The following is a 12,012-nucleotide window of genomic DNA, read 5'->3' as shown; positions in this document are numbered from 1 at the left end:
GGTGTTAACAACCGGTCTATCGACCCGCAACCTCGTCGGCTTGCAGTCATAGCTTCCGGTCATGCGCGCACCGACTTCTACATCTGCGACTCGCCCGCCCGCCGTCGCCCTCGAGGTTTTCCGCAATGTCATACGACAACCGGCTCGTACCTGCGCGGTCTGCACCACGCCGGTCGGCGGCTATCGGTTCTGCTGGCGATGTCGACAACACCGGCGCACACCTGGGGTCGCGGATCTCGTGGCGCCGCTGATCTATGCCATGGACGGCCCCGGCTCAGCGGAGCTGCTGCGCAATTACAAGAACCACCCCAAGCGTGCTGAGCGTCAACGCTGCGCGCGCATCATCGGTGAACTTCTCCGGTTGGCGATCTCACGCCATCAGCCGTGCATTACCGCCGCGGTCGGTCAGCCGGTCGCGACGCGGGTCGTGGTGCCCTCGCTGACCAGCCGCATGGGGACCCACCCGATGGTGTCCATCGCACATTCGTTGGATCTGCTGGGCGAAGTGGTGTTGAGGCCGTCACTCGATGCGCGGTGCGACCGCGTGGTAGACGCCGACAAACTCATCGTCGACGGCACCGTGGTCGGCCAGCACGTGATGGTGATCGACGACGTCTGGACAACCGGATCCAACGCCCAGTCCGCGTCGCTGGCTCTGCGCCGAGCCGGGGCTTCGGCGGTCAGTGTGGTCGTCATCGCGCGGTGGCTAGACGCGCGGCATCCGTTGTGCGTGCGGTTCATTCGCGAACAACTCCATGCGAATTACGATCCGCTGCTGTGCCCGGTCACCGGACATCGTTGCGATCTCACCGCAGTAGGTGCGGTGTCAGTCCGGTGATCACATGCCTGCTTGGGTGGCCTGTCTGCCGACATCGGCGATGATCGCCGCGTTGTGTCGGTCGCTTTCGGTGAATTCGTCGGCGCCCGCGGTCAGCGCCTGGGCATGTTCGGACAGTTTGTTCGTCAGTGCGACCGTTGTGCTTTGCCATTGCGCCAGCTTGGCTTCCATCGCCGCCGCGGACGATCCGACCATGCCTGCCTGGGCGGCATAGATATTGGCGTCGGATGCAGCGTGACCCGCTTCCACGTCCTCGGCTTGGCTCTTGACTTGTGCACCTGAGATCAGCAGGTCCTCGGGTCTGACGCGGATCCGATCAGCCATCGCTTCCTCCAGCACTTGGGCGCAACTTCGCGCCGGCAAATTGCAGAAGATCAGAATACCGGCGGCAAGCATCGGCCGCGGACGGCAATTTCCCGTCCCGAGCGGTGGGGTCGAATGATCGTGAAACGTCCGCCTGGTGGGGCAGCGATTCGTCGCGCTAGACGGCCTCTTTAGCGGGCGGCACAATTTGCGTTCGGCTGTGATCCGCGGCCTCGATCGCAGCGGCCAGGGTCTGGTCGATCCGATTTGCCTCGGCGACAATGGCGTCGAGTTCTGCCTGCAGCGCGGCCACGGTCGGCGCGGCTTCCGGCCCGTCACCCGGAGAGGCCGGTTCGAGTACCACGCCGTCGCTGTCCTCGTCGATGCGCAGCTGCTGGCTGGATGCTCGCTGACGCAATGCCGCAAGGCGGTCCTTGAGGTCTTCGACGCCTACGGCGGCGATGTCGGCGGCGGCACCGACATCGCGTGCCTCTGCGGCAAGTGCGGTCAACCGATCGCGTGTCTCGGCGATCGCCTGTGCTGATGCTGCGGGTGGTCCGTCGGCAGGTCCGAACACGGAGAGGTTGGCGAGGCCCTGCGCGGCGGATTCGGCGGCCTCGGCGCGAAGGCGGGACGCGCGAGCGACCTGGCGTAGCGCTTCGGGATCCCACCGGTCGACGTCGCTGAGTCGAAGCTTGCCGTTCATCGGCGCCCCGCCTGAGCACCGCGCGGTAACGGCTCCGGCACCGCGGTAATCGGTTGTCCGAAAACGACATTCGATGCTCTGCCTGGATGCAGGCTGTTGATATCCTGTGACACGTTTTGTCCCGTCCATCGTCGGTACTTACTGGTCGATGACGACCATAAAGTCGGCGGGGAGGGTCACTTGTACACATTTTTTCTTGGGCGCCGCGGACTTTGGTGCACTACCGGTCAACCGGACAGCCCAACACAGAGAGCTTGGCGTTGCTGCGTCGCTGAGTCACCCGGGCAGTCAGCATCGTGGAAAGTGTGCACGTGATGCGAGACGGGCAGCGTCCACCCGCCCCTGGCTATAAATCACGACACAGGACATAACACGCAGCATTCGTTGGCGGTCAACACATCTCGCATGAAGTACCGGTCACCCAGCTCCGAATACCGGATGCCGGCTGTCTGGTTGTCCGAGCCACCGACGAGCCACTGCGGACCTAGACCCCCCGAAGCACAACCCCAGCGCCTAGTTCGCCGTGTACGGCGCGAACAGCATCAGGTCCCTGCGAGAACGGTGCCTACGTCTGTGTCAGATCGACGACCTCGGCAGTGGCGGCGTTCTTCTTCACCGACTCGACACCGTTCTTGGCCGAAGCCTTTGATTCGTAGGCTTCACCCACGGCAATGACTTCGCCGTTGGCGGCCTTCAGCCGAAACCTGTACTTGCCGGCCTTGTCGTTGAACAGCTCGAACTTCGCTGCCATCTGGCCTCCTTCTCGCATCGGTTGGCACCACGTACGCTAACAACTCTCGCGATGGGAAACACGGGTGATGTTGGCGCGCGGCAGGGGATCTCCGGTCGATCATCCGCGGGTGGCGAAATCGCGTGCGGCGCGTCGTAAGTCGACACGCATGGCTATCTGCGCGCTATCGACGACACAGCAACGACGTCGGCGCGTTTCGGACAGTTGAGCGGTCGGGCGACCCGGCGCAGGCGGGTGTCAAAGCCGGGTGACCCGAGCCCCGTGACCGCAGATCTCGGCCCCGCGGCGCCGCGTTGATGGTCGATAGGATGAGCAAGTGAGCGACCCCGAAAGCAGTACCGACGTGTCGGCTGCACCGGACAACAACGCACACACTGAGCCTCCGCCGCCTAGCCGGCCCATCCCGCCGCAGAGACCGGCACGACCTGATTCACCGCAGCCGAACGCCGCGCCGCCGTGGGAGCGGCTGCAGTCACAGACTGGTTCGGCGGATGAGGAAGATTCAGCCGCGCGGCCTGCCTCCATCGCTCCCCGCGGGCCCGCCGGCTACTACGGCATCGACGCGTCGACAACCTCAGATGACGGCCGGCCTGAAGTAGAGCCCGCATCCGCGCCGACCAACGAACAACGCGCCGATGATGCGCAACGCTCCGGACCCGCAAGGTACGGGGGGCCGTCCGACGAGCCAGGTCGGGAGCGCTGGGGTCCTGCGCCCAGCCCCGCGACTGTTGGCGAGGACCACGATCCGCTGGGCGATGAGTGGACCGGGGCGACGGACGAGTATTCGCCGCGCGAATTCAGCCGCACATCGATGCCGAGGCCTGCTGAGGGTTCGACGGCCCCGCAGCCCGCACAAGCAATCCGACCCGGAAGCCGTTGGGATGACACCGATCCGGGGCAACGCCCGGGCCCCGCTCAGTGGGCTGCGCCCAATCCCCAGCCAATCGGGCCGGGTCACCGACCCGAACAGCGCGCGACCGCGCCCACCGGTGGGGGTGCAGTCAATTGGTCCTACGTCGACCAGATCCGCAGCAGCGAACTGGTTCCTACCCGTAAGGTGCCGCCCTCGCGTGGCTGGCGGCGAGTGGTGCTCAGGATTACTTTCGGGCTGATCAACCTGGGCCAGTCACCCGACGAGCGACGCGAGGCCGAACTGGAGACCAAGGTTCGCGCGGTGTTGCGGGGCCGCTACAAGATTGGGGTGCTGGGCAAGGGCGGCACCGGCAAGACCACCATCGCCGCCTGCGTCGGGTCGCTGTTCGCCCGACTCCGCCAGGACGACCGGGTGGTTGCCGTGGACGCCGACACCGCGTTCGGCAAGCTCGCCACCCGTATCGATCCCCGCACATCCGGTTCCTATTGGGAGCTGATCGGCGACCGGCAACTAAACACCTTCGCCGACATGCGAACTCGGGTGGGCAACAACGGCGCCGGCCTGTTCGTGCTGGCCGGTGAAACCGCGACAGCGCGACGCCGGGTGTTGGATCCCGCAACCTACCGGGAAGCCACCGCGCGGCTCGACAGTCACTTCACGATCTCGATCATCGACTGCGGGACGACGATGGATTCGCCTGTGATGCAGGCGGTCTTGGCTGACCTCGACGCATTGATCATCGTGTCCTCAACGTGGGTGGACGGCGCGTCGGCCGCTGGACAGACGATGGATTGGCTGGCCGAACGCGGCTACACCGGCCTGCTGCACCGCACCGTGGTCGTGCTCAACGATTCCGACGGCCACGCCGACGCCAAAGCCCGGAACGAGCTGGCGGACTACTTCAGCAAGCACGGCCAGGCGGTGATCCAGCTGCCGTTCGACCGGCATCTGCGCCCCGGCGGTGTGATCGACATCGACAATGAGGTCGATCGCGTCACCCGCCGGCGCATCCTCGAGATCGCAGCGACAATCGCCGAGCACTTCCCGAGCACCACCGATGCGCCGCGCGGACACCGGTGGGAGCAGTAGCAGCGACTAGGGTCTGCACGGATCCGATCAACGCCGGCCGGGAAGCACGCCGACTTCTGGTTGGGCTGCGGTAGGCCAGAACCCGAGCTGTGAACGCGCCGTCAGCCGTTGGCGGGCGACTGGCTGTCGTCGCGCTCGGCGTCAAATTCGGCCGCCGGGCCCTGTTTCTTGGCCTCTACACGGCTGCGACGGGTGTGTCGCGTACTCGATAATTCGTCGCGCACAATCCACTCGATCCAGCCCATAGGATCAGCGGCCCCGGCTGTGAAGCTGACTGGGGCTGGCGCCAGGAACGCTTGCAGCCGTGGCAGATTGTCGACGTGGACTGCCTGGCTGTTCTTACACAGCGCTGCGCCACTCTTTTCCCATTCCTTGACCAAACCGCTGACGTATTTGAGCAGCCGATCGAGCTGGTGGCGGATATCTTTGGTCCGATCGAAGACAGGGCGCGCGTCTAACCCACGGTAGATGTCCTCGAGTGTCAACTCGACCTGGATGACGTCGGTCATCCCGTCTCGTAGAGCCGTCAGCTGCTTGCTACTTAGTGGTTGGGGCGCCGGCGCACGCAGACCCATCGATCGAAAGTACCGGCGAACGTACTTTAGACGGTGATAGGCATCGACAGTCTGCTGAAAGATGGCGTACCGCTGTTCATCTCGTGCGCGGCGCTCATCGCGGCGCTGGTCGACGGATCTCAGCACCGTACCGACCACGCCACCTAGCCCGACCACAACGAGAAGTTGGATGCATGCCTTGGCGATCTCCGTCCAGATATCGGACGCCCGCGTGGGTGCGAGAAACACTGCCACACAAATGACTACTGCGAGCAGCAACAACACCGCCGTCGCCACACCCACCCAGATGCGCCGCATCACATCCCCTAACAGCGACATGGCCTCAAGCCACGAACACCACCCGCACCAGTGCCAACGACCAGAGTGGCACCATCGCCTCCGATGCGGGGCAAATCGCCGCTTTCTCGCACGGTGCATAATCTCGGCCGCGTGACCGAATCGACGAGCACGGCAGAGTCACATCTCGAAACCGCTGGCCTCCAAGCCGATACCCACATCGCGGGTTGCGGCAGCGGCCACTCGCTCATAGCCGCTGCGCCAGGCTTCAGCGGTTCTGCGGTGCGCCTGCCACATGGCGCGGCGGACGCGGCGGCGTAGCTCGTTGCGTTCAATCACCTCGGCGACCACCTCGGGAAGCAAGTGACGCTCGGTACGTTCTGCCTCGGTGTGCATGGTGCGGGGCCGCTCGTCGTTGCCCAGGATCTGGCGGAAATAGTAAGCGGCGGAATGCTTGTCACCGCGCCGGATCTGGTGGATCTCCGGCGCCGCCACCGGTGCGGCGTGTTCATGGTCGGCCTCGTGGGCCACCCGCTGATACAGGAACGCCTCGTTGTTGTGGCGGCCGCGGGTCATCGCGACATACAGCATGGCCCGTGTCGCGCCCTCACCGACGACGGCATAGCAGCTGTCGGCGGTGACCCCCTGCGCGGAGTGCACCGTGGCCGCATACCCCAGCGTGATGTGCTCGGTTAGGTAGTCGGCGTCGAACACCGCGCGTGCCTGATCGCCGAGCCGTTGGGCGGCAATCCGATTGGTCTTGGTGTCGATGCCTGCCACCTGCCACCGGTTGCCGTTGCGCACCTGATCCACCGCGTCGGTGCGTCTGTGTTGAGGGCCGGGATGCACCGAAATGGTGGCGTCGTTGCTTCGGCTCATCACGATGTCACCGACCCGGATCTGCTGCTCGCGCGCCGCGGTCAACGCGGGGCCCGGCCCAGTCAACGTGTCGTGAAGTCGGCGGTTCAGCGCGTCGGCCATCTCCCAGGTATCGCAGATCACCAGCGCGTCCTTGGCGTTGGCGCGATCGTCGAGGTAGGCCTGGAGCGCGTCGGCGGCCATCGCGATCGGATCCCCGGTGTGCAGCCGGCCACGATCGCGATACCACCTCACCGCACTGCGCAACCGGTTGCCGTGCGCGGCGCGCAGCGCCAGCGACATGTCACGCTCCTCGGGATCTTTCATCCGCCACACCTCACCGAGGCGCTGACTCCACGGCAACTCGGCACACAACTGCTCGAACATGCCGCCGCGCGCCTTGACCGGCGCCAGCTGATACGCGTCGCCGACCAGCACCATCTTCGCGCACCCGCGTGTGGCGCAAGCGAGCAGCTTCTTCAGTTCCGGGGTGCCCAGCATCGAGGCCTCATCGACGATCACCACCGTGCGCGCGTCGACGCCGAGCCGGTTGTCTTCAATGAGTTTGAGCGCCTTGGCGACGGTGAGGCCGTGGTCGCCGGCACCTTCACCCATCGCCTCATCGACGGCCTTACCGGTTGGGGCCAGCACCAGCACCTGTTTGCGGGCGCGGTGCGCCGCGGCGCGCAGCGCCTTGAGCGAATGCGTCTTACCTGCTCCCGCGGGAGCCTGCAGCGGTTGGACGAGGAAGGGCGACGTGGCGATCGCCCCGATCGCACGCTGCTGATCGAGCGACAGGTCGCCGAGGTCCTCGTCGCGCACATCCAGCCGCGCCCCGTTATGGGTGGCGTCGGCCATGTCCAGGACGCGCTGCTCCTCGGCGATGACCGCGTCGACGGTGAAGCGTTCATGGCCCTCGCGGTGGTGGGCGCGGCGCGGTGCGCTGATGCGCAGGCTCACCTCGCCGATGATCTGCTCGATCAGCGCGCGCGGGTCGCCGGGCGCGTCGATCGGCAGCTGCGCGCCGATGAGCTCCACCATGTCGGCGCGGGTGAACGCGGCCTTGTCGATCTGCGCGGCGCACGCCGCGATGTGCGCGCGATCCGCCGCGCTGCGCTGCGCGGTGCGCCGCTGCGTGCGCGCGGCGAAATGCGCGTCGCGGTCCAGACCCAGACCGCGCGCGTCGGCGCGCCAGCCCTCCTTCAGTTCGTGCCAGGCGAGTGACTCCGGCTTGGCCGGTCGGGTCGCTTTCTGCGCGGCCGCCAACTGCGCGGCCGTGGGCTCGCCGTCGACGATCACCAAGTTGTCTTTGGCCCATTCCCGCAGCCGGGTCGATCGCTGCGACCACGCCCGGATCGTCTCTGTGGTCACGCCGGCGATCTCGGCCATCCCGGTGTGCGGGTCCACCGGCGCCCACTCGAATCCGCGCTCGGCGTGCAGCTCGTGACGCAACGTCGCCTGATAGATCACCCCGGCAGCCTTGGCCTCGTGATACAGGCTCTTCGAATCGATGCTGACCAGCCGGCCGTCCCTGCGCGGCTGCCGATTTGGGACGATGACATGGGTGTGCAGGTGCGGATCGCCGCACCGCGACGTCTCATGCTGATAGGCGATCGCGACCAGCCCGGGCAGCCGCTGCAGGTCCTTGGTGTCGGTAATCGGATTGTGCACGCGGGTATAACCGGCGTGCTGTTTCAGATAGGTCATCGCGGCATGGACGGCTTTGGTGTGGGCGGTGGCGAGGATTTTTTCGGCGATGTCGTCGGTCAGCGCCCGGATCAGGCTCACCGACTTCGGCGCGGCGAACGTCAAATCGAAACCGTGGATCGACTTCTCGGTAAAGGCGCGGCCCAGCGCCCCGTTGGGGGCGGTCCCGTAGTCCAGCCACACACGGGCGTCGTCGACGTCGGCATCCCCGCCCTCCATCGCGGCCTCGCTGAGACCCGTTGTGCGGCCGATGGCTTCCTTATCCCCGACGACCAGCCAGGTCGGGATGCGAGTTTCGCCTTCCGAGTAGTACTCGGCCAGCCCGCCGTTGGCGCTCTGCCGGTCCATGGCGGCTTGTTTGGCCGCATCAGCGGTGTCGTTGTAGTAGTTGATGGAAGACTTCGTCAAGCGCGAGATAGTCAACAATGTCGACGCCTCGATCGTTGTCGGTGAGATCGCCTGGGGTGGAGATGGTTTCGCTGAGCTGTGATCGTCGCGGCCGTTGGCCGCGACCAGAGCCCCTTGTGGGGCAGCGGTTTCGGGCGCGTGCAGCATCCCGCCAGGGATGCTGCGGTGCCGCAATCATGCAGCGCCACAACGCGTCCGAACCCAGTATTGCACTGCTGTGCCAATGTGCCGGACGGTTATTTGGTTGGGTGGGTTAGGGGCTTGGGGGTGTGGATGGCGTTGGGGGTGTGGAGAACTCGGGTGTGAGTGAATGTGGACAGGGACTAGTTGGGGGCGGCGAGAGTGGTGTGAGAGCGGTGGGTGGTTGGCGGTTGCTGGAATCTCAGATTCGGGTCATATCCGAGAGCAGACAGCGGAAAACGCAGCCGATCTGGCGTGGGGCACCAGCGCTGCAGGCTTCTTCGATTGATCAATGTGTCACCACCGCATGTTGCACGCCTCGGACGGTCACGCCCCCGCGACGTTGAGGACACTAAGAACGTCGAAAATCACTGGTGTGCAGCAGGTGAACATTCAAACCGCACGGAACTCATGCAGCTGCGCCATCGCCAACGCTTGTTGAGCACCCCACTGCTCGAAGGTTTTGACGACATTGAAACCCAAGCGTTCAGCCAGGCGAAGCGACGCCAGGTTGACCGTTTGAGTGATTATCAGGACCGGTTGATCGGGAAGCTCTGCGGCAGCCGTCCGCAGCAAGGTACGTGCCGCCTCAGCGGCATACCCTCTGCCCCACGCAGTCCGCCGGAACACATACGTCAACTCCAGCTCGTTTCCACCATCACAAAGATGCCCCGGCAGGTCCTGCCCACGGCGGTCAAGAACAACCGTCCCCAACATCTCGTCAGTCTCTTTGCCGGCCACCACATAACAACCAGCAGTCGACAACAGCTCAGCGACGCCCACCGACTCGAACGCCGCCCGGACCTCACTTTCGGGCCGCGGCCCGCCCAAGAAACGACGTACGCGAGCATCGACCTGCGTGTCGATCAAACCCTCGACATCACCGGCGTGAGCCTTTCTGAGCACGACCCGTTCGCCTTCAATGAAGGGGACCGACACCGTCGGACCATCGCCCATCGACCCTCCAGTCACGATCAAGCGGCCCTCCACAGAACGCCGCGCGGCGGCCGTGGGCAGGCTGGCGGGAAAGGGCCGCGGCCGGCCGGCTCTTCGGGGGGGTCGAGTCCGGCCGGCCGCAGTGTCGGGGACTATATGTGCGGTTTCTGTGTGGGGCCTGTGGGCTCGGTAACGATGAGGTGGCGGATCTTGCTGGGCGGCATGCCCGCTCGTAGTGCGGTGTCGAGCATGACCGCCAGGCGCGGGGGTGCGCTGTCGTCGTCGCGGGCGGCGGCCGCGGCGTGGGTCAGCGCGATGCCTGCGCGCACGGTGTCTTCCCCGCAGTAGTAGGCGAACGCGGCCATGGTCAGCAGTTCGGCGCGTGTGCGCCCGCCGTGCGGGGCCGCGATCTGGGTCCACAGCCGGCCCGCGACGAGTTCGCGTCCGGCCGCCAGGCGCAGCAGCGCATCGCGCCATCCGATGTGCGCGGTGACGACGAGCGCGGCGCGCATCGCCAGATCGGTTGTGGGCGGGCTGTTGCGGCTGATGGCCTCCTGCAAGTCGATCACCGTGGCGTCGGCGAGGGCGACGATGTGTTGAGCTTCGGCGTCCACGGCCGGGGCCGGGTCGGTGGTGGTGAATTCCCGTTGGATGTGGTCTCGGGAGGCGGCGATGACGCGGCCTTGCATCACACCCAGCGCGGTGGCCGCGGAGTCGATGTAGGCGGTGGTGGTGCCGGTCTGGCCGGTGTCGAGGTCGATCCAGTGTCCGGGTGCGGTGACGCTGGAGGTCATCAGCATGCGGTGCACGACGATGCCGCGGCGGTGCAGCGCGGCGCGCACCGTGTGCAGCAGCATGCGCGCGTGCGCGTCGTGATCGCTGTCGCAGACCGCGGCGAGGATGGCGCCGGGGTGGTGGTCGGCATCAAGGCCGCACGCCCGCGGGAATTGTTCGGCGGCTTCGCGATCGATGGTGAGCGGGCAGCGGATGGCGCTGCGCATCGCGACTGTTCTGTTGTCGCGGTGGCCCGCGGGGCCGAGCATGAGCGCGACCAGGTCGTCGGTGGGCACGAATCCGAGCAGGTGGGGCAGTGCGGCGAGCAGGTCGGCGGGGGTGGTGAGGGTCAGTTCTGGTGTGTTCATGGTGTTTTCCTCGTTGACGAAGGTGATCGGTGCGCCGATTGGCGTGAGAACAGGGCGACCGGTGGGGTGGCGGGGTCAACCCCTTTGAGCCGCCGCGCAGGAGGCGAATTTCGTCGGGCGAGCGCCAGCGAGCACGGGGTTGGCGAAATTCGTCGGAGCCGCACGGGCGCAGCGGCGGTGAGCGCCAGCGAGCCGGCGCGAAGAACGGGCGAGCGCGGATAGCGGCGTGGGTTGACGCCGACGGGGCCCCGCCGGTCACACTGGGCGCACGCTGACGGCTAGTTAGGTGAGTGGCTACGGACTCGTACGGCGCCGCAGGCGCCGTGTCACCGCTGGTGATCGTGTGATCGGATCACCGGGTGATCCTGTGATTGCGTTCTGTCGGTGCCGGCCCGCGGTGTCGGAGCCGCGGGGAGTGCGGGGTCAGTCCAGGTCTGCGGCGTGGATGCGGCGCTGGATCTCGGCGAGGTTGACCGCTTCTTCTCCGAGCATCGCCCATTCGCGCCAGCCCTCGAGTGCGCGCTCGACGGCGAGGAAATCGACGCCGGGGCGGCTGATCGCGATGGTGTCGTCGTGATCGGCCCGGTGCGGGTCGGCGATGACCGCGACGAGTTGGCCGGTTCCCGACAAGACGTCGTCGGCTTCGGTGTCGTCGCGGCGGAACCGCAGCCGGCGTGGCCGCCCGTCGAGGTCGACGAACTGCCACGCCAGCGCGTAGTCGATGTCCATTTCTCAATTGTGGTGGGTGCGCGCCGGCCGGGGGTGCGCCGGTGTGGCCGCTATCGCGGCCACCGGTAGTCGTCGGCGGTGGGGTCGGCGGCGTGCTGGGGCCCGTCGAGGAACACCGCGACCGCGGTCTGGTGCACCCGGGTCAGCAGGTCCAGTGTCGATTTGAGGCCGCGCTGGTCGCGGATCTGGAAAGTGATTGGCCCGCAGTGCAGGTCGACCCAGTGGATGGTGAGGGTGCCCAGCTTGTTGGGGCCGGACTGCGGCACCACGCAGTAGGCGGGTCGGCGGGTCCAGTCGATGGCCAGGGTGGTGCGGGCGAACGGCTCATAAGGCGGTGTGGTGGGGGCGGCGATCTCGCGGGGCACCCGGGTCATGGCGGCGCGGGCGGCGGCGAACGCCTCGAGCAGGCCTTGGGCGGCCGACGCCGAGTAGAGGTTCATCAGCGCGGTGCCGAAGATCAGCCCGATGCGCGCGTCGGTGGTGCGGGCGTGATGCACGGTCACATCGGTGGTGATTTCGCCGCGGATGACGGCGATGGTGTGGGTGATGGTGGCCGCTGGGACGGTGTGCAGTGTCTGAGTCATGGTGATACACCTCGTGTTTGAAGGGGAGTGCCGGTTGGCGGCGCCGGGTCGGGCCG

At 66.4% G+C, this 12,012-nt stretch carries 11 protein-coding genes; 2 read left to right on the top strand and 9 right to left on the bottom strand.

Annotated features, from left to right (window positions below; all coding sequences use genetic code 11):
- The first annotated feature begins 238 nt into the window (after positions 1 to 238).
- Positions 239 to 838 (top strand): ComF family protein, encoded by a 600-nt coding sequence (locus GGC64_RS29475; RefSeq protein ID WP_225952634.1) that lies wholly within the window; start codon positions 239 to 241, stop codon positions 836 to 838.
- Here the strand turns inward: GGC64_RS29475 and GGC64_RS29470 are convergent, their stop codons facing one another.
- The 3 genes from GGC64_RS29470 to GGC64_RS29460 all read right to left on the bottom strand — a co-directional run bounded on the left by GGC64_RS29470 (position 839) and on the right by GGC64_RS29460 (position 2,598).
- On the bottom strand, positions 839 to 1,162 hold the full coding sequence (locus GGC64_RS29470; protein ID WP_192726137.1) for a WXG100 family type VII secretion target: 324 nt from the start codon (positions 1,160 to 1,162) through the stop codon (positions 839 to 841).
- Positions 1,163 to 1,319: 157 nt separating this feature from the next.
- Positions 1,320 to 1,847 carry a hypothetical protein gene (locus GGC64_RS29465; RefSeq protein WP_192726136.1) on the bottom strand — a complete coding sequence of 176 codons (528 nt, stop codon included), beginning with the start codon at positions 1,845 to 1,847 and terminating at the stop codon, positions 1,320 to 1,322.
- Positions 1,848 to 2,412: 565 nt separating this feature from the next.
- Positions 2,413 to 2,598 carry a YegP family protein gene (locus GGC64_RS29460; RefSeq protein WP_192726135.1) on the bottom strand — a complete coding sequence of 62 codons (186 nt, stop codon included), beginning with the start codon at positions 2,596 to 2,598 and terminating at the stop codon, positions 2,413 to 2,415.
- A 316-nt stretch (positions 2,599 to 2,914) separates the two neighbouring features.
- On the opposite strand from GGC64_RS29460, the gene GGC64_RS29455 reads away from it, so the two are divergent.
- Positions 2,915 to 4,561, top strand: a complete 1,647-nt coding sequence (locus tag GGC64_RS29455) for a MinD/ParA family protein (RefSeq protein ID WP_192726134.1) — start codon at positions 2,915 to 2,917, stop codon at positions 4,559 to 4,561.
- A gap of 101 nt (positions 4,562 to 4,662) precedes the next feature.
- Here GGC64_RS29455 and GGC64_RS29450 read toward each other — a convergent pair whose 3' ends face one another.
- From GGC64_RS29450 to GGC64_RS29425, 6 genes are all read right to left on the bottom strand, one after another.
- A complete protein-coding gene (locus tag GGC64_RS29450) occupies positions 4,663 to 5,412 on the bottom strand; it encodes a hypothetical protein (RefSeq protein ID WP_192726133.1) in 750 nt (249 codons plus the stop codon).
- A 180-nt stretch (positions 5,413 to 5,592) separates the two neighbouring features.
- The gene (gene mobF, locus GGC64_RS29445; RefSeq protein ID WP_192726460.1) at positions 5,593 to 8,403 is read right to left on the bottom strand and encodes a MobF family relaxase; all 2,811 of its coding nucleotides are present in this window, start codon (positions 8,401 to 8,403) and stop codon (positions 5,593 to 5,595) included.
- Positions 8,404 to 8,958: 555 nt separating this feature from the next.
- A complete protein-coding gene (locus tag GGC64_RS29440) occupies positions 8,959 to 9,522 on the bottom strand; it encodes a GNAT family N-acetyltransferase (RefSeq protein WP_192726132.1) in 564 nt (187 codons plus the stop codon).
- A 131-nt stretch (positions 9,523 to 9,653) separates the two neighbouring features.
- Positions 9,654 to 10,643 carry a DUF4192 domain-containing protein gene (locus tag GGC64_RS29435; protein ID WP_192726131.1) on the bottom strand — a complete coding sequence of 330 codons (990 nt, stop codon included), beginning with the start codon at positions 10,641 to 10,643 and terminating at the stop codon, positions 9,654 to 9,656.
- A 423-nt stretch (positions 10,644 to 11,066) separates the two neighbouring features.
- Positions 11,067 to 11,372, bottom strand: a complete 306-nt coding sequence (locus GGC64_RS29430; protein WP_192726130.1) for a hypothetical protein — start codon at positions 11,370 to 11,372, stop codon at positions 11,067 to 11,069.
- Between the two features lie 50 nt (positions 11,373 to 11,422).
- Positions 11,423 to 11,956 (bottom strand): hypothetical protein, encoded by a 534-nt coding sequence (locus GGC64_RS29425; RefSeq protein ID WP_192726129.1) that lies wholly within the window; start codon positions 11,954 to 11,956, stop codon positions 11,423 to 11,425.
- Positions 11,957 to 12,012 lie beyond the last annotated feature (56 nt).

This window comes from Mycobacterium sp. OAS707, from assembly GCF_014873705.1.
Lineage (GTDB): Bacteria > Actinomycetota > Actinomycetes > Mycobacteriales > Mycobacteriaceae > Mycobacterium.
This window is presented reverse-complemented; position numbering and strand designations above follow the sequence as displayed.

Coding starts and splice junctions, on each gene's coding strand:
- GGC64_RS29440 (WP_192726132.1), bottom strand. CDS start 9,522: ATGGGCGATGGTCCGACGGTGTCGGTCCCCTTCATTGAAGGCGAACGG.
- GGC64_RS29460 (WP_192726135.1), bottom strand. CDS start 2,598: ATGGCAGCGAAGTTCGAGCTGTTCAACGACAAGGCCGGCAAGTACAGG.
- GGC64_RS29425 (WP_192726129.1), bottom strand. CDS start 11,956: ATGACTCAGACACTGCACACCGTCCCAGCGGCCACCATCACCCACACC.
- GGC64_RS29435 (WP_192726131.1), bottom strand. CDS start 10,643: ATGAACACACCAGAACTGACCCTCACCACCCCCGCCGACCTGCTCGCC.
- GGC64_RS29470 (WP_192726137.1), bottom strand. CDS start 1,162: ATGGCTGATCGGATCCGCGTCAGACCCGAGGACCTGCTGATCTCAGGT.
- GGC64_RS29465 (WP_192726136.1), bottom strand. CDS start 1,847: ATGAACGGCAAGCTTCGACTCAGCGACGTCGACCGGTGGGATCCCGAA.
- GGC64_RS29430 (WP_192726130.1), bottom strand. CDS start 11,372: ATGGACATCGACTACGCGCTGGCGTGGCAGTTCGTCGACCTCGACGGG.